The 19,886-nt window shown below is 70.1% G+C and carries 33 protein-coding genes; 4 read left to right on the top strand and 29 right to left on the bottom strand.

The features are described from left to right. The first annotated feature begins 61 nt into the window (after positions 1-61). The gene (locus tag Q7A36_RS16745; protein WP_305104869.1) at positions 62-214 is read left to right on the top strand and encodes a DUF3309 family protein; all 153 of its coding nucleotides are present in this window, start codon (positions 62-64) and stop codon (positions 212-214) included. Between the two features lie 67 nt (positions 215-281). After that, a complete protein-coding gene (locus Q7A36_RS16740) occupies positions 282-1,097 on the top strand; it encodes an FkbM family methyltransferase (protein WP_305104868.1) in 816 nt (271 codons plus the stop codon). Positions 1,098-1,178: 81 nt separating this feature from the next. Here the strand turns inward: Q7A36_RS16740 and Q7A36_RS16735 are convergent, their stop codons facing one another. After that, positions 1,179-2,684: an AAA family ATPase gene (locus Q7A36_RS16735; RefSeq protein WP_305104867.1), complete on the bottom strand. Its 1,506-nt coding sequence runs from the start codon at positions 2,682-2,684 to the stop codon at positions 1,179-1,181. A 122-nt stretch (positions 2,685-2,806) separates the two neighbouring features. Beyond that, on the bottom strand, positions 2,807-3,784 hold the full coding sequence (locus tag Q7A36_RS16730) for a cyclase family protein (protein WP_305104866.1): 978 nt from the start codon (positions 3,782-3,784) through the stop codon (positions 2,807-2,809). A 60-nt stretch (positions 3,785-3,844) separates the two neighbouring features. On the opposite strand from Q7A36_RS16730, the gene Q7A36_RS16725 reads away from it, so the two are divergent. Then, positions 3,845-4,813 (top strand): Bug family tripartite tricarboxylate transporter substrate binding protein, encoded by a 969-nt coding sequence (locus Q7A36_RS16725; RefSeq protein WP_305104865.1) that lies wholly within the window; start codon positions 3,845-3,847, stop codon positions 4,811-4,813. Positions 4,814-5,045: 232 nt separating this feature from the next. Next, entirely contained in the window at positions 5,046-5,513 is a 468-nt protein-coding gene (locus Q7A36_RS16720; RefSeq protein ID WP_305104864.1) for a GlcG/HbpS family heme-binding protein, read from the top strand. 82 nt (positions 5,514-5,595) lie between these two features. Here Q7A36_RS16720 and rplQ read toward each other — a convergent pair whose 3' ends face one another. From rplQ to rpsJ, 27 genes are all read right to left on the bottom strand, one after another. Beyond that, positions 5,596-6,021: a 50S ribosomal protein L17 gene (gene rplQ / locus Q7A36_RS16715; RefSeq protein ID WP_305104863.1), complete on the bottom strand. Its 426-nt coding sequence runs from the start codon at positions 6,019-6,021 to the stop codon at positions 5,596-5,598. Between the two features lie 28 nt (positions 6,022-6,049). After that, positions 6,050-7,072, bottom strand: a complete 1,023-nt coding sequence (locus Q7A36_RS16710; RefSeq protein WP_305104862.1) for a DNA-directed RNA polymerase subunit alpha — start codon at positions 7,070-7,072, stop codon at positions 6,050-6,052. 34 nt (positions 7,073-7,106) lie between these two features. Further along, positions 7,107-7,508, bottom strand: a complete 402-nt coding sequence (rpsK, locus tag Q7A36_RS16705; protein WP_305104861.1) for a 30S ribosomal protein S11 — start codon at positions 7,506-7,508, stop codon at positions 7,107-7,109. 1 nt (position 7,509) lies between these two features. Beyond that, a complete protein-coding gene (rpsM, locus tag Q7A36_RS16700) occupies positions 7,510-7,887 on the bottom strand; it encodes a 30S ribosomal protein S13 (RefSeq protein ID WP_305104860.1) in 378 nt (125 codons plus the stop codon). Positions 7,888-8,070: 183 nt separating this feature from the next. Next, a complete protein-coding gene (locus Q7A36_RS16695; RefSeq protein WP_305104859.1) occupies positions 8,071-8,730 on the bottom strand; it encodes an adenylate kinase in 660 nt (219 codons plus the stop codon). Positions 8,731-8,809: 79 nt separating this feature from the next. Next, entirely contained in the window at positions 8,810-10,168 is a 1,359-nt protein-coding gene (gene secY / locus Q7A36_RS16690; RefSeq protein ID WP_305104858.1) for a preprotein translocase subunit SecY, read from the bottom strand. A 166-nt stretch (positions 10,169-10,334) separates the two neighbouring features. Beyond that, positions 10,335-10,826 carry a 50S ribosomal protein L15 gene (gene rplO, locus Q7A36_RS16685; protein WP_305104857.1) on the bottom strand — a complete coding sequence of 164 codons (492 nt, stop codon included), beginning with the start codon at positions 10,824-10,826 and terminating at the stop codon, positions 10,335-10,337. A 1-nt stretch (position 10,827) separates the two neighbouring features. Further along, positions 10,828-11,031, bottom strand: a complete 204-nt coding sequence (rpmD, locus tag Q7A36_RS16680) for a 50S ribosomal protein L30 (RefSeq protein ID WP_305104856.1) — start codon at positions 11,029-11,031, stop codon at positions 10,828-10,830. After that, a complete protein-coding gene (rpsE, locus tag Q7A36_RS16675) occupies positions 11,024-11,677 on the bottom strand; it encodes a 30S ribosomal protein S5 (protein ID WP_305104855.1) in 654 nt (217 codons plus the stop codon). The genes rpmD and rpsE overlap by 8 nt, the downstream gene beginning before the upstream one ends. A gap of 11 nt (positions 11,678-11,688) precedes the next feature. Next, on the bottom strand, positions 11,689-12,051 hold the full coding sequence (gene rplR / locus Q7A36_RS16670) for a 50S ribosomal protein L18 (protein WP_305104854.1): 363 nt from the start codon (positions 12,049-12,051) through the stop codon (positions 11,689-11,691). Continuing rightward, a complete protein-coding gene (gene rplF / locus Q7A36_RS16665) occupies positions 12,051-12,584 on the bottom strand; it encodes a 50S ribosomal protein L6 (RefSeq protein ID WP_305104853.1) in 534 nt (177 codons plus the stop codon). The genes rplR and rplF overlap by 1 nt, the downstream gene beginning before the upstream one ends. A gap of 14 nt (positions 12,585-12,598) precedes the next feature. Further along, a complete protein-coding gene (gene rpsH / locus Q7A36_RS16660) occupies positions 12,599-12,997 on the bottom strand; it encodes a 30S ribosomal protein S8 (protein WP_305104852.1) in 399 nt (132 codons plus the stop codon). A 12-nt stretch (positions 12,998-13,009) separates the two neighbouring features. Next, entirely contained in the window at positions 13,010-13,315 is a 306-nt protein-coding gene (rpsN, locus tag Q7A36_RS16655) for a 30S ribosomal protein S14 (protein ID WP_305104851.1), read from the bottom strand. Positions 13,316-13,372: 57 nt separating this feature from the next. Then, a complete protein-coding gene (gene rplE / locus Q7A36_RS16650; protein WP_305104850.1) occupies positions 13,373-14,044 on the bottom strand; it encodes a 50S ribosomal protein L5 in 672 nt (223 codons plus the stop codon). Next, positions 14,041-14,361, bottom strand: coding sequence for a 50S ribosomal protein L24 (gene rplX, locus Q7A36_RS16645; RefSeq protein ID WP_305104849.1), 321 nt, complete (start codon positions 14,359-14,361; stop codon positions 14,041-14,043). The genes rplE and rplX overlap by 4 nt, the downstream gene beginning before the upstream one ends. Positions 14,362-14,365: 4 nt before the next feature. Then, positions 14,366-14,734: a 50S ribosomal protein L14 gene (rplN, locus tag Q7A36_RS16640; protein ID WP_043364848.1), complete on the bottom strand. Its 369-nt coding sequence runs from the start codon at positions 14,732-14,734 to the stop codon at positions 14,366-14,368. Further along, positions 14,731-15,006 (bottom strand): 30S ribosomal protein S17, encoded by a 276-nt coding sequence (gene rpsQ, locus Q7A36_RS16635; protein WP_305104848.1) that lies wholly within the window; start codon positions 15,004-15,006, stop codon positions 14,731-14,733. Before rpsQ ends, rplN begins: the two co-directional genes overlap by 4 nt. Before the next feature lie 16 nt (positions 15,007-15,022). Then, complete coding sequence (gene rpmC / locus Q7A36_RS16630; protein ID WP_305104847.1) at positions 15,023-15,238, bottom strand: 50S ribosomal protein L29; 216 nt, start codon at positions 15,236-15,238, stop codon at positions 15,023-15,025. A 4-nt stretch (positions 15,239-15,242) separates the two neighbouring features. Next, positions 15,243-15,662, bottom strand: coding sequence for a 50S ribosomal protein L16 (gene rplP, locus Q7A36_RS16625; protein WP_305104846.1), 420 nt, complete (start codon positions 15,660-15,662; stop codon positions 15,243-15,245). A 13-nt stretch (positions 15,663-15,675) separates the two neighbouring features. Further along, entirely contained in the window at positions 15,676-16,353 is a 678-nt protein-coding gene (gene rpsC, locus Q7A36_RS16620) for a 30S ribosomal protein S3 (protein WP_305104845.1), read from the bottom strand. A 1-nt stretch (position 16,354) separates the two neighbouring features. Further along, a complete protein-coding gene (gene rplV, locus Q7A36_RS16615) occupies positions 16,355-16,756 on the bottom strand; it encodes a 50S ribosomal protein L22 (protein WP_305104844.1) in 402 nt (133 codons plus the stop codon). A gap of 4 nt (positions 16,757-16,760) precedes the next feature. Continuing rightward, on the bottom strand, positions 16,761-17,039 hold the full coding sequence (rpsS, locus tag Q7A36_RS16610; RefSeq protein WP_305104843.1) for a 30S ribosomal protein S19: 279 nt from the start codon (positions 17,037-17,039) through the stop codon (positions 16,761-16,763). Between the two features lie 5 nt (positions 17,040-17,044). Next, the gene (gene rplB, locus Q7A36_RS16605; RefSeq protein ID WP_305104842.1) at positions 17,045-17,881 is read right to left on the bottom strand and encodes a 50S ribosomal protein L2; all 837 of its coding nucleotides are present in this window, start codon (positions 17,879-17,881) and stop codon (positions 17,045-17,047) included. A 4-nt stretch (positions 17,882-17,885) separates the two neighbouring features. Beyond that, complete coding sequence (locus tag Q7A36_RS16600) at positions 17,886-18,209, bottom strand: 50S ribosomal protein L23 (protein WP_305104841.1); 324 nt, start codon at positions 18,207-18,209, stop codon at positions 17,886-17,888. Beyond that, positions 18,206-18,826 carry a 50S ribosomal protein L4 gene (gene rplD, locus Q7A36_RS16595; RefSeq protein WP_305104840.1) on the bottom strand — a complete coding sequence of 207 codons (621 nt, stop codon included), beginning with the start codon at positions 18,824-18,826 and terminating at the stop codon, positions 18,206-18,208. Before rplD ends, Q7A36_RS16600 begins: the two co-directional genes overlap by 4 nt. A gap of 12 nt (positions 18,827-18,838) precedes the next feature. After that, positions 18,839-19,525 carry a 50S ribosomal protein L3 gene (gene rplC / locus Q7A36_RS16590; protein ID WP_305104839.1) on the bottom strand — a complete coding sequence of 229 codons (687 nt, stop codon included), beginning with the start codon at positions 19,523-19,525 and terminating at the stop codon, positions 18,839-18,841. Positions 19,526-19,547: 22 nt separating this feature from the next. Continuing rightward, positions 19,548-19,856, bottom strand: a complete 309-nt coding sequence (gene rpsJ / locus Q7A36_RS16585; RefSeq protein ID WP_007004401.1) for a 30S ribosomal protein S10 — start codon at positions 19,854-19,856, stop codon at positions 19,548-19,550. Positions 19,857-19,886: the final 30 nt, after the last annotated feature.

Here is a 19,886-nt window from a genome sequence, read left to right as displayed (position 1 = left end):
ACCGGCGCGGTCTGTCGCCGTTCCTCGCCCGAACCATGTGCCTCACGGGAGAGGAACGACGATGTCCACCATCCTGCTGATCGTGCTCATCCTGATCCTGCTCGGCGCCCTGCCGACCTGGCCCTATAGCCGCGGCTGGGGCTACTACCCCTCCGGCCTGCTCGGCCTGATCGTGCTGGTGCTGATCATCATGGCGCTGATGGGCCGGATCTGACGCCGCGGCGCTTCCGTCCCGGCCCGCCATCGCCCATCTGAAGCCCGGACAGGGGCCGGAGGCAGGGATGATCGGCACGCGCGCGATCCGCATCGGCGGGCGGGACTGGCAGGTGGCCGGCCAGGCGGAGGACAGCTTCTTCGCGCATGCCGAGGCCCATGCGACCGGCATGGCGGAGATGGCCGCGGTCGCCGCCGCCGTGCTGCCGGCGGACGGCGTCGCGCTCGATATCGGCGCCAATATCGGCCTCTCGGCCCTCGCCCTCGCGCCGGTCGTGCCGCGCGGGCGGATCCTGGCGGTCGAGCCCTCCCCGCGCACCCATGCCGCGCTGCGGGAGACCGTCGCGGCGAACGGGCTCGGGGAGCGCGTCGCGGTCGAGGCCGTCGCCCTCGGCGCCGCGCCGGGCGTGGCGGAATTCCACGCGGCCGAGCATTCCGCCGGCGCCCATCTGCTGGACCCGGCGACGCTCGGCGGCGAGTCGCTGCCCAGGGTCCGCGTGCCGGTCGAGACGGTGGATGCGCTGGTGGCGCGGCACGGCCTCGCCCGGCTCGACTTCATGAAGGTGGATGTCGAGGGCTTCGAGACCGAGGTGCTGGACGGCGCGAAGGCGACGCTGGCGCGCTTCCGCCCGGTGGTCTTCGCCGAGTTCAATGCCTGGGTGCTGCAGTGCAACCGCAACGCCAATCCGCGCGCGGTGCTGGAGGACTGGCTGGCGCGCTTCCCGGTGACCCATGCGCTGCGCGGCACGGCGCCGCCGATGCGCCTGGATGCCGCGAACCTGCTGGCCTTCCTGCACGACCACCTGGTCCTGCGCGGCTGCGCGGACGAGCTGGTCATGGGCTTCGACGAGGGCTGGGTCTCCCGCTGGCGCCCGGCCGCCTGAGCGACGGCCTGGCTGCCTGCCTTGATCGGTCGGATCGCGACGCCTGCCCGGATCCGCGCAGGCGTCGCCTGGTCCCAGCCGTCAGTGCGCGACCTCGAGCGCTTCCTCGGCGGCGATGCCGAGGCATTCCTCGATCTGCGCCCGCAGCCGGCGCAGGTTGCGGTGCTGGGCGAAGCTGCGCTTCAGCGCCTGCCGCGTCTCCAGCGGCAGGGCCGGCAGCTCCTGTGCCACGCAGCCGATATCCGCGGCGATCCCCGAGAGCAGGCCGGAGAAGGTGCCGTCGAAGGCCGAGGCCGGCGGCGGCTGCACATGGTGCACCGAGACGCGGGAGAGGAAGGGCGCCGGGATGCCGCGGGTCTCGTTCGCCGCCATCACCCAGACCACGTTGCGCAGGTCCGCCGTGGTGCGCAGGCACTCGTCGTACCAGCCCGCGGCGCTCTCCGGCTCGATCATCGCCAGCAGCGTGTCATGCGCCCGGCCATTGCTCTCGCGCTGGCCGCCGGCCTTCTCGACCTCGTCGAGGAAGAGCACCGGGTTCGGCGCCTGCAGGCGGGACATCTCGGCGATCGGCCAGGCCGGCGTCGCCGCCGACCAGCCGCGCGCGGTGCCCTGCAGGCAGCGGTTGTCCGTCGCGCCGCCGAGGTTGAGCGAGGCGAAGGGCAGCATCAGCGCCTGCGCCAGGCGGCGCGCGAACCAGGTCTTGCCGATGCCCGGCGCGCCGACCAGCAGGATCGGGCGGATGCGCGGGGAGGGCCGGCCGGCATGCGCGGCCAGCGCCAGCGTCCGGCGGATCTCCTTCAGCGGCGCGGCGAAGGCGGGCGCCGCCTCGGCCAGGGCCTCGATCCGCCGCACCGAGTCGCGCGGCACGCGGCGCAGCGGCAGCGGGGCGGTCAGCGGCTGGTAGCTCAGCCATTCCGCGCGGTCGTTCGGCGGCTCGAAGGGCTGTAGCACCGTCACCGTGCCGGGCCCCGCCTGCGGCTTCGGCGGCGGCTCCGGCGCGGCCGGCGCCGGGGTGGCCGCCGGCAAGCCGAGCGCCTCCGCCATGCGCCGGTGCAGCGGGCGGCCGCTGTCCGGCCCCTGGACGTGCCGCAGCCAGAGATCGGCGGCGAGGCGGCTGGCCAGCACGAAATGCCGCAGCCGCGCCGGGTTGGTCGCCGCGGCGCCGAGGCCGCGCGCCTCGGCATGCAGGCGGTATTGCAGCGCCTCGACGCAGGCCATGGCGCCCTGGCGGGAGAGCGGGCCGCCGCGCTCCGTCACGATGCGGGTTGCGGCGATGACGAGGTCGGTGCCCTGCGCGAAGCGGCCGGCGATGGTGCCGAAGCGCAGCGCGAATTCGAGCAGCCCGGCATCGTCGCCGGACTGCAGCGGCCCCTCGCCGATGCGGGAGGGGAAGAGCGGCGAGCGGAGGTGGTCGAGCAGCGCCGCCTCCAGCGCCACGAGCTCGTCCTGCTCGATGGCGAGCCAGAGCCAGAGCGGCGGCGTCTTCTCGTCACCGAAGAGCAGGGCGGAGCCGCTCGGGCTCGCCTCGTTGGTCTGGCAGTCGGCGGGCGTGGGCATGGTGTGGCTGTCGAGATGCGTATCCGGCACGGAGGGGCTCGCTCCCACGGTTCGCGAAAATGCGAGACCAGGAAACACGGACCTCCGGGGTTTGTGAATACAATTCTACGATCAGCGCGTGGAACGACCCTCCGGGTGACAGCCGGCCTCTCCTATCGGATCGCCAGCGCATTGCCCGGGGAGCCCACGCCGCCGCGCAGATGCAGCGGCGCCGCAGTGAAGAAGCCGGTGTAGCGGCCGGTCGCGGCGCTATCGGCGGCCAGGGCCTCGAAGTCGAAGAACTCGCCGATGACCAGGCCGAGCCGGGCGATGGCCCAGTGCAGGGTCGGCTTCCAGGGGAAGTAGGGCCAGACCTCCACGGTCGGGTTGTCGGCGCAGGTGGCGGCGACGCCCTGGTCCCAGAGGAAGCGCCACATGTCCTCCCCGCCCGAGAGGCCGCTGTAGTCCTGGGCCTTGTTGGTGCCGCGCACGAGATGGTCGCGGGCATCGATGTCCGGCGCGGCGCGGAAGGCCTCGAGCCAGCCGGTGCGGACCAGCAGGATGTCGCCGGGGCGCAGCGCCACGCCCTGCCCGGCGAGGCAGGCGGCGAGGTCCTCGGCCGAGGCGCGGCGGCCGCCGAGCGGGCCCCAGTCGCGGCCTGTCTTCGAGAAGTGCCGCGCCAGGTCGGCGAGCACGCAGCGGCCGGCGATGCCGTGGCGGAGCGCCTTGTCGATGCCGTTGCGGCTCTCCGCCCCATGCACCACGGCGCTGACGGGCGCATGGTTGTAGAAGCCATGATAGGGATCGGCGAAGTGGGAGAGCCCGTCCCACTGCGTGCTGCCCTGCAGCCAGAAGCTGTCCAGCCGGTCGTCGCGGATCAGCTTGCCCGGCGTCTCGTCCGCAATCAGGGTCGGGCTAGGCGGCGTCCGGCGGCGATGGCTGCCCTGGTGGGTGGCGCCGAAGGGCTCGTCGAGCGGCAGGTTCAGGTTGAAGCGGCGGCCGTCGCGGATCTCGGAGGCCGCGGCGGCGACGGTCGCCTCGGTGATGCGGTTGAGGGTGCCGACCTCGTCCTGCGGCCCCCATACGCCCCAGGCGAGAGGCAGGCCGGAGCCATCATCGGGACGCGGCAATTCATCGTAGCGTGGCGGCATTCCTGGCCTCATATCCCCCGTGTTAGGGGCGGATCGTGCCGCCTTCCGGGGGACGCCACAATGCATCTGAGACGTCGCGGCCTGCTGGCCTGCGCGGGGACAACGCTGCTGCCCATGGGCGCCGGGGCGCAGGGCGATTGGCCCAACCGCCCGATCCGCCTGGTGGTGCCCTTCGCCGCCGGCGGCGCGGCGGACAGCGCGGCGCGGGCCATCACGCCGGTCATGACGCAGAGGCTGGGCCAGAGCATCGTCGTCGAGAACCGCACCGGCGCGGGCGGCAGCGTGGGCGGCGGCGCGGTCGCCGCCTCGGCGCCGGATGGCTATACGCTGCTCTGGGATGCCTCCTCCCACCTCGTGAACCCGGCGCTGATGAAGGGCCTGCCCTTCGACTATGCGAGCTTCGTCCCGGTCTCCCTGGTGGTGACCTTCCCGGGCGTGCTGGCGGTGAAGCAGGACTTCCCGGCGAAGACGCTCGCGGAGTTCATCGCGCTCGCCAAGGCGAAGCCGGGCAGCATCAGCGTCGGCACCCAGGGCAATGCGACGGCCGGGCATGTCGGCCTGCTGCAGTTCTGCAAGCGGGCGGGGATCGAGGTCATCCACGCGCCCTATCGCGGCGGCGCGGATGCGGCGCGCGACCTGGCGGCGGGGGCGATCGACGCGGTGTTCATCACGACGGTCAGCGCCGGGCCGATCGTGGACAGCGGCCGGGCGCGCTTCCTGGCCGTCGCCACGCTGCAGCGCGTGCCGAGCCGCCCCGATGTCCCGACGCTGGCCGAGAGCGGCTTCCCGGGCTTCGACTCGAACGAATGGGCGGCACTCTTCGGGCCGCACGGCATGCCGGCGCCGATCGTGGCGAAGCTCCACGAGGCGCTGACCGCGGCGCTGGCCGATGACGGGGTGAAGCAGCGCCTGGCGCAGATCGGCGCCGTGCCGGTCGGCAGCGCGCCGGCCGACTTCGCGCGCTTCGTGAAGGACGGCCGCGAGCAGATGGCGGTGCTGGTGCGGGAGGCGGGAATCCGCCTCGACTGATCCCGGCGGCGCGGGTGATGCGAGGGGGACGCCGTCCCCCTCGCACTCCCCCAGCCAAGGGCTTAAGGCCCTTGGATCCCATGGGTTTGACTCGGGCCGGGGTCCGGGGGGTCGCTTGACCCCCCGGCGGGGGAGTGCAGAGGGGGCAGCGCCCCCTCTGCGATCCCGCTTGCAGGAGGCCCCCGTCCGGCGAAGACTTCCTCCGGGGCAACGACCCCGGGAGGAATGGACCATGCGCATCATCCTGGCCGCCGCGGCTGCGGCGCTTCTCGCCATGCCTGTCGCCCGGGCGCAGCCGGCGCCGGGCTACGGCCCCAACGTCACGCTGGACGCCGCGCGGAAGGTGGTGGAGGCCGGCATCGCCAGCGCGCAGCAGCGCAACCTGCAGATGGCCGTCGCGGTGGTGGATACCGCCGGCAACCTCGTCGCCTTCGCCCGGGTGGACGGGACCCAGACGGCCTCGCTGCAGGTGGCGCTGGACAAGGCGAAGAGTGCGGCGACCTATCGCCGCCCGACCAAGGCCTTCGAGGATGCGCTGGTCGGCGGCCGCATGGCGATCCTGGCGCTGCCGGGGGCCATGCCGGTGGAGGGCGGCCTGCTGCTGACGGCGGAGAACCGCATCATCGGCGCGGTCGGCGTCTCCGGCGGGACCTCGGCCGAGGACGGGCAGGTGGCGGCGGCGGCGATCGCCGGACGCTGAACACGCGCCGCTGAACGCGCAACCGGGGCGGATGATCGCCCATCCGCCCCGGCGCAGAACCTGAAATGCGGCCGGAAGGGGCTTACGCCGCCTCCTGCTCCTCGCTCGCCGCCTCCGGCTTCGGGCCGCTGTCCTGGCCCTTGGCGGCGACATCGCGGTCCACCAGCTCGATCACCGCCATGGAGGCGGCGTCGCCATAGCGGATGCCGGCCTTCAGCACGCGGGTATAGCCGCCGCTGCGGGCCTTGTAGCGCTCGGCGATGGTGGTGAAGAGCTTGTCCACCACCTTCTCGTCCATGATCTGCGCATAGGCCTGGCGACGCGCATGCAGGCCGCCGCGCTTGCCGAGGGTGATGATGCGCTCCACGTAGGGGCGCAGCTCCTTCGCCTTCGGCAGGGTGGTGGTGATCTGCTCGTGCTTCAGCAGGCTGGTCGCCATGTTGCGGAACATGGCGACCCGATGGGTGGAGGTGACGCCGAGCTTACGGCCGGCAATACCGTGACGCATGTTGATGTCTTCCTAAGTCTCGCCGGCCTCAGAACGGCTCTTCCAGCTTCTTCGCCAGGTCCTCGATGTTCTCCGGCGGCCAGCCCGTGACGGTCATGCCGAGGGACAGGCCCATGGAGGCGAGAACCTCCTTGATCTCGTTCAGCGACTTGCGGCCGAAGTTCGGAGTGCGGAGCATCTCCTGCTCCGTCTTCTGCACGAGGTCGCCGATATAGACGATGTTGTCGTTCTTCAGGCAGTTCGCCGAGCGGACGGAGAGCTCGAGCTCATCCACCTTGCGGAGCAGGTTGCGGTTGAAGGGCAGGTCGTCCCGCTCCTCCTCCACCTTGCGCTCGCGCGGCTCGTCGAAGTTGATGAAGAGCTGCAACTGGTCCTGCAGGATGCGGGCGGCGAGCGCCACCGCGTCCTCCGGCGCCACGGTGCCGTCGGTCTCGACGTTCAGGACGAGCTTGTCGTAGTCCGTCACCTGGCCGACGCGGGTCGGCTCCACGCGGTAGGCCACGCGGCGGACGGGCGAGTAGATGGCGTCCACCGGGATCAGGCCGATCGGCGCGTCCTCGGGCCGGTTCATCGCCGCCGGGACATAGCCCTTGCCGGTATTGACCGTCAGCTCCATCGACAGCTTGGCGCCGTCGTCGAGCGTGCAAATCACCAGATCCGGGTTGGAGATCTCGATGTCGCCGGTCGTCTGGATCTGGCCGGCGGTCACCTCGCCCGGGCCGGTCGCGGTGAGCTGCAGGCGCTTCGGCCCCTCGCCCTGCATCCGGATGGCAAGCTGCTTCACGTTCAGGACGATGTCCGTGACATCCTCCCGCACGCCCTGGATGCTGCTGAACTCATGCAGCACGCCGTCGATGCGCAGCGCGGTGACGGCCGCGCCCTGCAGGGAGGACAGCAGCACGCGGCGCAGCGCATTGCCCAGCGTCATGCCGAAGCCGCGCTCCAGCGGCTCGGCCACGATGGTCGCCACGCGCTCGGGATCGCTCCCGACCTCGACGCCCAGCTTCTCCGGGCGAATCAGCGACCGCCAATTCCTCTCGATCACGAGCATCTCCTTGCGGCACCCTCCCCCGTAGCGGCGCGGTTCAGACGCGCCGGCGCTTGCGGGGGCGGCAGCCGTTGTGCGGGATCGGCGTCACGTCGCGGATCGCGGTGACGTAGAAGCCCACGGCCTGCAGCGCGCGCAATGCGGATTCACGGCCCGACCCCGGCCCGCTCACCATGATCTCGAGCTGTTCCATCCCGTGCTCGCGGGCCTTGCGGCCGGCATCCTCGGCCGCGACCTGCGCGGCATAGGGGGTGGACTTGCGGCTGCCCTTGAAGCCCTGGCTGCCCGAGGAGGACCAGGCGATCGCGTTGCCCTGGGCATCCGTGATCGTCACGATGGTATTGTTGAAGGAGGCCAGGACATGCGCCACGCCGGTGGCGATGTTCTTGCGCTCCTTCTTGCGCGGCGCGCGGGCGCCGCCACGGGGTTCCCGGGCCATCTTACTTCGTCACCTTCTTCTTGCCGGCGATCGGCACGGCCTTGCCCTTGCGGGTGCGGGCATTGGTATGGGTGCGCTGGCCGCGGACCGGCAGGCCCTTGCGGTGACGGAGGCCACGGTAGCAGGCCATGTCCATCAGGCGCTTGATGTTCATCGCCACTTCGCGGCGAAGGTCGCCCTCGACCCGGTACTCGCGGTCGATCAGCTCGCGGATGCGGAGGATCTCCTCATCCGTGAGCTGGTTGACGCGGCGCTCCTCGGGGATGCCGAGCGCCTGGCAGATGTCGAGCGCGTTCTTCGGCCCGATGCCGTAGATGTAGCGCAGCGAGATCGGCACGCGCTTGTTCGTGGGAATATTGACACCGGCGATGCGCGCCACTGCTCAGCTCCTGGAGCCTGTCGCTCCTGCTCGACACCGGTAGAGGCGGGACCACCCTGGTCCCCGCGCCTTGCCGGCGAGGTGATCTTCGTTAATCTGACGAACGGCTAAACGCGGCCACGGCGGCCTGACGGCCACCCCTGCCCGCGAGAGGCGCGGACTATACCGGCCGCGCCCTCTCCGTCAACCCTTTTGCGGCGGCCCGAGGATCGCCTCCAGCGACCTCGCCACCGCATCCATCTCGGCCATGCCGTCGACGACCCGCAGGATGCCCTTGGCGGCATAGTAGGGCAGCAGCGGCGCCGTCTGGCGGTGATAGGCCTCCAGCCGGGCGGCCACCGTCTCCGCCTTGTCGTCGGCCCGGCGGGTGAACTCCGCATTGCCGCAACGGTCGCAGATCCCGGCCCGCTTCGGCTGCTTGAAGCTGTCGTGGTAGCCCTCCCCGCACTTGGCGCAGGTGAAGCGGCCGGAGATGCGCTCGACCAGCGCGGCATCGTCCACCTGCAGCTCGATCACGTGATGGAGCGGCATGGCCTTCTCCTTCAGCATGATGTCGAGCGCCTCGGCCTGCGGGACCGTGCGGGGGAAGCCGTCGAGGATGAAGCCTTCGGCGATGTCGGGGGCGGAGACGCGGACGGCCAGCATGGCGATGATGATGGCGTCGGGCACCAGTTCGCCCCGCTCCATGATCGCCTTGGCCTGCAGGCCGATCTCGCTGCCCGACTTCACCTCGGCGCGCAGCATGTCGCCCGTCGAGATCTGCGTCAGGCCGTAGCCGTCCTCGAGCCGCTTGGCCTGGGTCCCCTTGCCTGCGCCCGGCGGGCCCAGCAGGATCAGGTTCATACCGTCATCCCCCATCCGACCGCAGGCCCGACGGGGCCCGCGTGACTTGCGTTTCCGACCCCGACCCGCCGCGGCCCTTCTATCGGGGGCGGGGTGCCCCGCGCCCGCCGAGCCTCGCCTTGCGGATCAGTCCCTCGTACTGGTGGGCGAAGAGGTGCGACTGGACCTGCGCCACCGTGTCCATGGTGACAGAGACGATGATCAGCAGGGAAGTGCCACCGAAGTAGAAGGGCACGCCGTAGTTGCTGATCAGGATCTCCGGCAGGATGCAGACCAGGCAGAGATAGAGCGCACCCACCGCCGTCAGCCGGGTCAGCACCCGGTCGAAATAGTCCGCGGTATTCTGGCCGGGACGGATGCCGGGGATGAAGCCGCCATACTTCTTCAGGTTGTCCGCGGTCTCGACCGGGTTGAACACGACCGCGGTGTAGAAGAAGGAGAAGAAGATGATCAGCGCGACGTAGAGCGCCATGTAGAGCGGCTGGCCATGCGCGAGCGCATTGGCGATCGTCTGCAGCACCCCCTCCTTCCCCGGATCCACGGCGAAGCCGGCGACGGTCGCGGGCAGCAGCAGCAGGGAGGAGGCGAAGATCGGCGGAATGACGCCCGCCGTGTTCAACTTGAGCGGGAGATGCGTCGCCTCCCCGCCGAACATGCGGTTGCCGACCTGGCGCTTCGGGTACTGCACCGGGATGCGGCGCTGCGCCCGCTCCATGAAGACCACGATGCCGATCACGGCCAGCGCGATCAGGATGAAGAAGATGATGAAGATGGTCGAGAGCGCGCCGGTGCGGCCGAGCTCGAGCAGCGAGACCAGCGAATGCGGCAGGTTGGCGACGATGCCGGCGAAGATGATGAGCGAGATGCCGTTGCCGACGCCGCGGGCGGTGATCTGCTCGCCCAGCCACATCAGGAACATCGTCCCGCCGACCAGCGTGATGACGCAGGAGATGCGGAAGAACCAGCCGGGGTCGTGCACCGCATTGCCGAAGGCGCCGCGCATGCTCTCGAGCCCGATGGCGATGCCCCAGGCCTGGAAGACGGCGATCAGCACCGTCAGGTAGCGCGTGTACTGGTTCAGCTTCTTGCGGCCCGACTCGCCCTCCTTCTTGAGGGTCTCGAGCTGCGGGATGGCGGCCGACATCAACTGGATGATGATGCTGGCCGAGATATAGGGCATGATGTTCAGCGCGAAGACCGTCATGCGCCCCAGCGCGCCCCCGGTGAACATGTCGAACATGCCGAGGATGCCGCCGCCGTGCTGCGCCAGGATCTCGCCCATGACGGTGGCATCGACGCCGGGCACGGGCACATAGGTGCCGAGCCGGTAGACGATCAGCGCGCCCAGCGTGAACCAGATGCGCTTCTTGAGCTCGGTGGCCTTGGACAGGACGCCGAGGTTGAGATTGGCCGCGAGCTGTTCGGCGGCGGAGGCCATGGGATTGCGAACCCTCCACACGACCGCGGCGCCGAGCGCGGGCGGAGGCTCCGCCGGCGGTGGCGCCGCAGCCACGATTCCATCTCTAGGTAGCCCCCGCCCTGGCGGGGGGCAAGCACGATGCCCGAGGGGCGCGCGGCGGCCAGCGCCGCCGCGCGGATCGGGATCAGCCCTCGGCCGGGGCCTCGGCCGGCGCGTTCAGCACGGTGACCGTGCCGCCCGCCGCCTGCACCGCGGCGATGGCCGAGGCGGAGGCGCCGGAGACGGTGATGGTCACCGCCCGCGAGATCGCGCCATGGCCGAGCAGCCGCACGCCCGCGAGCTTCGCGCCGCTGCGGACGATGCCGGCCTCGCGCAGCTTCGCCTCGTCGATCGGCTCGCCCGCCGGCAGCCGGCCGGCCTCGATCGCCTTCTCCAGCGCGCCGAGGTTGAGCGGCGCGTATTCCTTGCGGAAGATGTTGACGAAGCCGCGCTTCGGCAGGCGCCGGTAGATCGGGAGCTGGCCGCCCTCGAACCCGTTCAGCGCCACGCCCTCGCGTGCCTTCTGGCCCTTCACGCCCTTGCCCGAGGTCTTGCCCTTGCCGGAGCCGATGCCCCGGCCGAGCCGCTTGGACTTGTAGCGCGCGCCGGGATTGTCCCGGATCTCGTTCAGCTTCATCTCACCCACCCTGGCCCGGGGTATCGTCCACCTTCACGAGGTGGGCGACCTTCCGGATCATGCCGCGGACGGCCGGAGTGTCCTCCAGCTCCCGCGAGCGGTGCATCTTGTTGAGGCCGAGGCCGATCAGCGTCTCGCGCTGGCCGGGCTTGCGGCCGATCGGCGACCCGGTCTGGGTCACCTTCACGGTCTTCTTGTCAGACATTCGGGGCCTCCGCCGCCGAGGTCTCGGCCGGTGCGGCCGCGTCCTTGCGCGGGCCGAGCAGGTCGGAGACCTTCTTGCCGCGCCGCGAGGCGACCGCCCGCGGGCTGGTCGAGCGCGTCAGCGCCGCGAAGGTCGCCTTGATCATGTTGTGCGGGTTGGTCGAGCCGAGGCACTTGGCCACGACATCGCCCATCCCGAGCGTCTCGAAGATCGCGCGCATCGGGCCGCCGGCGATGATGCCCGTGCCGGCCGGGGCCGAGCGCAGGACCACGCGGCCGGCACCGAACTCGCCGATGACGTCGTGGTGCAGCGTCCGGCCTTCCCGCATCGGCACGCGGATCATGGTCCGCTTCGCCTGCTCGGTCGCCTTGCGGATCGCCTCGGGCACCTCGCGGGCCTTGCCCGCGCCCCAGCCGACCCGGCCCTTCTGGTCGCCGACGACGACGAGGGCGGCGAAGCTGAAGCGACGGCCGCCCTTCACCACCTTGGCAACGCGGTTGATGGTGACGAGCTTGTCCTTCAGCTCGTCGCCGTCCTGCCGCTCCTGCCGGTTCTCCCGCTCGCGGTCACGGCCGCGGCCGCGACGGCGGTCACCGCCCTCGCCGCCATGATCGCCACCACCGCCGCCATGAGGTTGACGTGCCATCTATGCAATCCTCAGAACGACAGGCCGCCCTCGCGGGCGCCGTCGGCCAGGGCCTTGACCCGGCCATGATAGAGGTAGGGGCCGCGGTCGAAGACCACGGCGGTCACGCCGGCGGCGATCGCCCGCTCGGCCACGCGCTTGCCGACGACCGTCGCGGCATCCCGGTCCGCGCCGGTCTTCAGGCTCTCGCGCAGCTCCTTCTCGAGCGTCGAGGCAGCGGCCAGCGTCCGTCCCTGGGCGTCGTCGATCACCTGGGCATAGATGTGCCGGCCGGAGCGGAAGATGGACAGGCGCGGGCGCCCGCCGGACTTCAGCTTCAGCTGGTAGCGCAGCCGCGAGCGGCGGCGCTGCTGCAATGCGAGCTTGTCGGCCATTACTTCTTCTTACCCTCCTTCCGGAGGATGGTCTCGTCGGTGTAGCGGACGCCCTTGCCCTTGTAGGGCTCGGGGCCGCGATAGGCGCGGATCTCGGCCGCGACCTGGCCCACCCGCTGCTTGTCCGCGCCGGACACCTTCACGGCGGTCGGACGCTCGCAGACGATGGTGATGCCGGCCGGGATCGGATAGCGCACCTCGTGGCTGAAGCCGAGGCTGAGGACCAGGTCCTTGCCCTGCACCGCGGCGCGGTAGCCGGTGCCGGTGATCTCCATGGACTTGGTGAAGCCCGTGGAGACGCCGGTGACCATGCCGTTGATCAGGCTGCGGGTGGTGCCCCACATGGTGCGGCTGCGGCGGTCGTCCCGCCGCGGCTTCACCGCCACCTGGTTGTCGGCGACCTCGACATCGACCTCGTCGGTGAGGTCGAGCGTGAGCTCGCCGTTCTTGCCCTTCGCCACCACGGTACGGCCCTGCAGCGCCACCTGGACGCCGGCCGGGACCGGGACGGGATATTTGCCGACGCGCGACATGCCCTACCCCTCCCTCAGAACACGCGGCAGAGGACTTCGCCGCCGACATTGGCAGCGCGGGCCTCGTTGTCGCTCATGACGCCGCGGGGCGTCGACAGGATGGAGATGCCGAGGCCGTTGTAGAACTTCGGCAGCTCCTTGATCTTGCTGTAGACCCGGCGGCCCGGCTTGGAGACGCGGGTGATCTCCTTGATGGCGGGCTCGCCTTCCGAGTACTTCAGCTCGATCTCGATGTTGCGGATGCCGGGGCGCAGCTCCTCGACGCGCCAGGCGCGGATGTAGCCCTCGCGCTTCAGCACATCCAGCACATCGGTCCGCAGCCGGCTGGCCGGGGCGACGCAGCGCGTCTGCCGGGCCCGCTGGGCATTGCGGATGCGGGTGAGCATGTCACCCAGAGGATCGGACAGCGACATGGCCTGCCCTCCTTACCAGCTCGCCTTGGTCAGGCCGGGGATCTGGCCGGTATTGGCCAGCTCCCGCAGCATGTTCCGGCTGAGCTTGAACTTGCGGTAGTTGCCGCGCGGGCGGCCGGTGAGCTCGCAGCGCAGGCGCACGCGCACCTTGGCGCCGTTGCGCGGCAACTGGGCGAGCTTGAGCGTCGCGTCGAACCGCTCCTCCACGGGGAGGCTGCGGTCCATCACGATGTCCTTCAGCGCAGCACGCTTCGGGGCATGCGTCGCGGAGAGCTTCGCGCGGCGCCGGTTCTTCTCGACTGCCGAAGTCTTGGCCATGCGGTTTCTATCCTCCGGAACCTGCTCCCGGGCCATGGCCCGGGCGGTCTTCCAAGATCAGTTCTGGAAAGGAAGCTGGAACGCCTTCAGCAGCGCCTTCGCTTCCTTGTCGGTCTTCGCCGTGGTGACGAACTGGATGTCCATCCCGCGTACCGTGTCCACCCGGTCGTAGTTGATCTCGGGGAACACGATCTGCTCCTTCAGGCCCATGGCATAGTTGCCCCGGCCGTCGAAGCCCCGGTTGCCCGGGATGCCGCGGAAGTCCCGGACGCGCGGCAGGGCGATGGTCACCAGCCGGTCCAGGAACTCGTACATCCGCGCCTTGCGCAGCGTCACCTTGCAGCCGATGGCCTGGCCCTCGCGGATCTTGAAGCCCGCGATCGCCTTCTTCGCCTTCGTCCGCACCGGCTTCTGGCCGGCGATCGCCGTCAGGTCGGCGACGGCCGCGTCGAGCTTCTTCTGGTCGCCCGCCGCCTCGCCCACGCCCATGTTGATGACGATCTTCTCGAGCTTGGGCACTTCCATCGGGTTCTTGTAGCCGAACTCCTTCTGGAGCTCGGCGCGAACCACCTCGGCATAGAACTGCGCGAGGCGCGGCTTCTCGGCCGGCGAGGCCGCGGCCTTGCCCGCCTTCGCCGCGACCGCCTGCACGCGGCCTTCGCCGCCGCCGCCGCCTTCGCGCTTCCCGGCCTCGGGCTTGCCGCCGGCCTTCTTCTTCGTGTCGCTCATGCGTCAAGCACCTCGCCCGAGGGCTTCGCCACGCGCACCTTCTTCCCGTCCTCGAGCAGCCGGAAGCCCACGCGGGCCGGCTTGTCGGACTTCGGGTCGATCAGCGCCAGGTTGGACAGGTGGATCGGCGCCTCTTTCTCGGTGATGCCGCCGGGACGGTTCATCCCCTGCGGCTTCTGGTGGCGCTTCACCAGGTTCACGCCCTGCACCAGGGCACGGCTCTCGGTCGGCATCACGGCGATGACCTCGCCGCGCTTGCCCTTGTCCCGGCCCGTCAGGACCTGGACCCGGTCGCCCTTCTTGATCTTCGCGGCCATGGCCTTACAGGACCTCCGGCGCCAGCGAGATGATCTTCATGTACTTCCGCGCGCGCAACTCGCGCACCACGGGTCCGAAGATGCGGGTGCCGATCGGCTCGCCCTGCTTGTTGATCAGCACGGCGGCGTTGTTGTCGAAGCGGATGGCCGTGCCGTCGATGCGCCGCACCGGATAGGCGGTGCGGACGATGACGGCGCGATGCACCTCGCCCTTCTTGACCTTGGCGCGCGGGATCGCCTCCTTGACGGAGACGACGATCACGTCACCGACCGAGGCGGTCTTCCGCTTGGAGCCGCCCAGAACCTTGATGCACTGGACGCGGCGCGCACCGGAGTTGTCCGCGACGTCGAGGTTGGCTTCAACGCCGATCATGCCGACACCGCCTCAGCCGGCGCTTCCGCCAGCGGCTGCCCGTTGCGCTGCACGACCAGCCAGGCCTTGCGCTTGGAGATCGGCGGGCACTCCTCGATCGCCACGACGTCGCCTTCCTTGCACAGGTTGGCCTCGTCATGCGCCGCGTACTTCTTCGAGCGCCGGATGAACTTCTTGTAGAGCGGGTGCATCACGCGACGCTCGACAAGGACGGTGACCGTCTTGTCCATCTTGTCGCTGACCACCCGGCCCGTGAGGACTCGCTTCGGCATCGCCGCCGGTCTCCCCTTAAGCCTTGGGTTGGGATGCTGCCGAGCGCTTCCGCTCGGACAGGACGAATTTGATGCGGGCGATGTCGCGCCGCACCACGCGGATGCGGCCGGTCGCCTCGAGCTGGCCGGTCGCACGCTGGAACCGCAGGTTGAACTGCTCCTTCCGGAGATCCAGGAGCTGCGTCTGCAGCTCATCCGCGGTCTTGGCGCGGATATCGGCAATCTTGGTCATGGGTTCAAGCCTCCGCGCCGAGGCGCTGGACGATCTTGGTCTTGATCGGCAGCTTCGCCGCGCCGAGCGTCAGCGCCTCGCGCGCGACGTCGTTCGGGACGCCGTCGAGCTCGAACATGATCCGCCCGGGCTTCACGCGCGCCACCCAGTATTCGGGCGCGCCCTTGCCGGAGCCCATGCGGACCTCGGCGGGCTTGGTCGAGACCGGGACATCCGGGAAGATGCGGATCCACACACGGCCCTGGCGCTTCATGGCGCGGGTGATCGCGCGGCGGGCCGCCTCGATCTGGCGCGCCGTCACCCGCTCGGGCTCGAGCGCCTTCAGGCCGAAGCCGCCGAAGGACAGCGAGAAGCCGCCCTTGGCGATGCCCTTGATCCGGCCCTTGTGGGCCTTGCGGAACGTCGTGCGCTTGGGTTGCAGCATCTCAGTTCATCCCTCAGCGCTGCGGCGCCTGCTCGGCGGCCCGGCGGTCCTGCGCCATCGGGTCGTGCGCTAGGATCTCGCCCTTGAAGATCCAGACCTTCACGCCGCAGGTGCCGTAGGTCGTCTTGGCCGTCGCCGTGCCATAATCGATGTCCGCGCGCAGCGTGTGCAGCGGCACGCGCCCCTCGCGGTACCACTCCATCCGGGCGATCTCGGCGCCGCCGAGGCGGCCGCCGCAGTTGATCCGGATGCCGCCCGCGCCGAGGCGCATGGCCGACTGCACCGCGCGCTTCATGGCGCGGCGGAAGGCGACCCGGCGCTCGAGCTGCTGGGCGATGTTCTCGGCGACGAGCGTCGCGTCGATCTCGGGCTTGCGGATCTCGACGATGTTCAGCGAAACCTCGGCGCCGGCGAGCTTCGCCATGTCCTTCCGGAGGTTCTCGATGTCGGCGCCCTTCTTGCCGATGACGACGCCAGGCCGCGCGGCGTGGATCGTGACGCGCGGCTTCTTTGCCGGGCGCTCGATCACCACGCGGCTGACGCCCGCGCCCTTCAGGCGGGTGCGCAGCGTCTCGCGCAGCTTCAGGTCCTCGTGCAGCAGCTTCGAGTAGTCGTCGCCGGCGAACCAGCGGCTGTCCCAGGTCCGGTTGATGCCGAGCCGGAAGCCGATCGGATTGACTTTGTGACCCATGTTACGCGGCCTCCTGCTGGGCCGGCGCGGCCGCCTGCTGCTCGGCGACGACGATCGTCAGGTGGCTGAACCACTTCTCGACGCGGGCGGCGCGGCCGCGGCCGCGGGCGTGGAAGCGCTTCATCACCTGGGACCGGCCGACCTCGACGCGGGCCACCACGAGCTGGTCGACGTCCAGCTGGTGGTTGTTCTCCGCATTGGCGATCGCGCTCTCCAGCGTCTTCTTCACGGTCTGCGCGATGCGGCGCTTGCTGAAGGTCAGCGTGGCGACGGCATCGGCGGCGGTCCGGCCGCGGATCAGCCCCGCGGCCAGGCTGAGCTTGCGCGGCGAGACGCGGATGTTCCGCGTGACGGCCTGCGCCTCGGTCTCGGCGAGCGAGCGCTCGTGCTTCGGCTTGCTCATCGGATCAGCCCCGCTTCGCCTTCTTGTCGGAGCTGTGCCCCGAGAAGGTGCGCGTCGGCGAGAACTCGCCGAACTTGTGGCCGACCATGTTCTCCGAGACCTGCACCGGGATGAACTTCTTCCCGTTGTAGACACCGAAGGTCAGGCCGACGAACTGCGGCAGGATGGTGCTGCGGCGCGACCAGATCCGGATGACCTCGTTGCGCGTCGAGGCACGCGCGGCCTCCGCCTTGTTGAGCAGGTAGCCGTCGACGAACGGCCCCTTCCATACGCTGCGCGGCATCGCGATCAGCCCTTCGTCGCGTGGCGGCGCCGGACGATGAGCCCGTCGGTCCGCTTGTTGTTGCGCGTCTTCGCACCCTTGGTCGGCTTGCCCCAGGGGGTCACCGGATGGCGGCCACCGCTGGTCCGGCCCTCACCACCGCCATGCGGGTGGTCGACCGGGTTCATCACGACGCCGCGGTTGTGCGGCTTGCGGCCCAGCCAGCGGGAGCGACCGGCCTTGCCGATCTGCTGGTTGGAGTTGTCCGGGTTGGACACCGCGCCGACGGTGGCGATGCACTCGGCCCGCACCGTCCGCAGCTCGCCCGACATCAGCTTGATCTGGGCATAGCCGGCATCCTTGCCGACGAGCTGCACATAGGTGCCGGCCGAGCGCGCGATCTTGCCGCCCGCGCCCGGCTTCATCTCCACGTTGTGGATGATGGTGCCGACCGGGATGGCGGACATCGGCATGGCATTGCCCGGCTTGATGTCCGCGCGCTCGCCGGCCACCACAGTATCGCCCGCCTTCAGGCGCTGCGGCGCGAGGATATAGGCGAGCTCGCCGTCCTGGTACTTGAGCAGCGCGATCCAGGCGGTGCGGTTCGGGTCATATTCCAGCCGCTCGACCGTCGCGGGCACGCCGAACTTGGCGCGGCGCTTGAAGTCGACGACGCGGTAGGACTGCTTGTGCCCGCCGCCGCGGAACCGCACGGTGATGCGGCCGTGGTTGTTGCGGCCGCCCGAGGAATGCTTGCCCTCGGTGAGCTGCTTGACCGGCGCGCCCTTCCAGAGCTCGTCGCGCTTCACCAGGATGGTGCCGCGCAGGCTCGGGGTGACCGGGTTGAAATTCTTCAGCGCCATGGCGTCACGCGAGTCCCGTCGTGAGGTCGATGCTCTGGCCTTCGGCCAGCTTCACCATCGCCTTCTTCCAGTCCGAACGCTGGCCCGGGCGGCCCTTGAAGCGCTTGGTCTTGCCCTTCACGATCAGGGTATTGACCGCCAGCACCTTCACGCCGAACAGGCCCTCGACCGCAGCCTTGATCTCGGGCTTCGTCGCCTCGAGCGGCACGCGGAAGACCACCTGGTTCTGCTCGGAGAGGGCGGTCGCCTTCTCCGTCACCAGCGGCGCCAGGATGGTCTGGTACATCCGCTCCTTCGAGAGGAGCGGGCGCGTCGTGGCCTCGCTCATGCCAGGCGCTCCTTCAGGGCCTCGACGCCGGCGCGGGTGACCGCGAGCACGTCGTACTTGAGGATGTCGTAGACATTGGCGCCCATGGTCGGCAGCACCTGCAGGTTCGGCAGGTTGCGGGCGACGCGGCCGAAGCCCTCGTCCACCTGCGCGTCCACCACGAGCGCCGACTTCCAGCCGAGCGCCTTGACCTGCTTCGCCAGCGCGCCGGTCTTCGGCGTCTCGCCGGCCGAGGCCGTCTCGAGCACCACCAGCTTGCCCTCGGCCGCCTTCTGGCTGAGCGCGGAGATCAGGCCGAGGCGCCGGACCTTCTTGTTCAGCGAATAGCCGTGGTCGCGCACGACCGGGCCGTGCACGACGCCGCCGGTGCGAAACTGCGGCGCGCGCAGCGAGCCCTGGCGGGCATTGCCCGTGCCCTTCTGGCGATAGGGCTTCTTGGTCGTGCCGGAGACCTCGCCCATCCCCTTGACCTTGTGCGTGCCGGCACGGCGCTTGGCCAGCTGCCAGTGCACGACGCGCGCCATGATGTCGGGGCGGGGCGCCGCGGCGAAGATCGCCTCCGGCAGCTCGATCTCGCCTGCCGAGCCGTTATCCAGCGTGATGACCGGAACCTGCATCGTTCTCTATCCTCAGGCCACGGCCGCGGGGAAGGGCGCATCGGCATGGCGCGCGCGCTTCACCGCGTCGCGCACCAGCACATAGCCGCCCTTGGAGCCGGGGATCGCGCCCTTGATCAGCAGCAGGCCCTTCTCCAGGTCGTGGCCGGCCACCTCCAGGTTCTGGGTGGTGACGCGCTCGACGCCGAGATGGCCCGCCATCTTCTTGTTCTTGAAGGTCTTGCCCGGATCCTGGCGGTTGCCGGTGGAGCCGTGCGAGCGGTGGCTGATGGAGACGCCGTGCGAGGCCTCGAGGCCCGCGAAGTTCCAGCGCTTCATCGCGCCCGCGAAGCCCTTGCCCTTGGTGATGCCGGTGACATCGACCTTCTGGCCCTTGGCGAAATGCGCGGCCGTCAGCGCCGCGCCCGGGTCGACCGCCGCATCGGCGCCGATCCGGAACTCGACCACCTTCAGCGGCGCCTCGACGCCGGCCTTGGCGAAGTGGCCGCGATTGGCGCGGGTGACATTCTTCGGCTTCGCCTTGCCGATGCCGAGCTGGAGGGCGTCATAGCCATCCTTCTCGGCATTGCGGCGGGCGATCACGCGCACCTCGTCCAGATGCAGGACGGTCACGGGGACCGTGCTGCCATCGTCGTTGAAGAGCCGGGTCATGCCCAGCTTCCTGGCGATCAGGCCGGTGCGGCCGGTCTTGGCGGCCATGGCGAACTACTCCCCCTGCCGCTCAGAGCTTGATCTCGACGTCCACGCCCGCGGCCAGGTCGAGCTTCATCAGCGCGTCCACGGTCTGCGGGGTGGGGTCGACGATGTCCAGCAGGCGGCGATGCGTGCGGATCTCGAACTGCTCGCGCGACTTCTTGTCGACGTGCGGCGAGCGGTTGACGGTGAAACGCTCGATCTCCGTCGGCAGCGGGATGGGCCCGCGCACCCGTGCGCCCGTCCGCTTCGCGGTGTTGACGATCTCCCGCGTGCTGCCGTCCAGCACGCGGTGATCGAACGCCTTGAGGCGGATGCGAATATTCTGGCTGTCCATGGGAGACGGACCCAACCTTGCGTTCGAAAG

Origin of the sequence: Paracraurococcus lichenis (genome assembly GCF_030657435.1) — a bacterium.
Classification (GTDB): Bacteria; Pseudomonadota; Alphaproteobacteria; order Acetobacterales; family Acetobacteraceae; genus Paracraurococcus; species Paracraurococcus lichenis.
The sequence above is the reverse complement of the archived record's forward strand: the minus strand, read 5'-3'. Positions and strand labels throughout refer to the sequence as shown.